At 42.1% G+C, this 328-nt stretch carries 1 protein-coding gene; it reads right to left on the bottom strand.

Annotated features, from left to right (window positions below; genetic code table 11):
* Positions 1 to 328 (bottom strand): hypothetical protein (locus AA088_RS18570; protein WP_046746312.1); only part of this gene is annotated, 328 nt, incomplete at both ends.

The raw sequence follows: 328 nt of genomic DNA, 5'->3' as shown, positions 1-328 counted from the left end.
CACATCCAGTTGTATCATTGGTTGCTCTGACAAAGATAGTTTGCACTCCTATTTCTACATTGCTATAGCTTCCCGGATTGACTATAGGGAGATTGGCTATTAGGTCTGCTTGTGAGGCGAAGTATTCTAAACTAATCCCAGGCACATTGTTTACTAGTTGTTCTGCAAGGGAGGTTAAATCAAAGACTTCTACTCCATCATTGAGCGTCACTGCATCACAGGTGTCTAGTCCTGGTAGTTGTGTCAATACTGGCAATTCATTAACTATCAAGGTTAGATTGGTGATACTGAAACAACCCGTAGCTTGGTCTTCTACTCGTACCCATAG

It is taken from the genome of Kordia zhangzhouensis, assembly GCF_001005305.1.
GTDB lineage: Bacteria > Bacteroidota > Bacteroidia > Flavobacteriales > Flavobacteriaceae > Kordia > Kordia zhangzhouensis.
The sequence above is the reverse complement of the archived record's forward strand: the minus strand, read 5'-3'. Positions and strand labels throughout refer to the sequence as shown.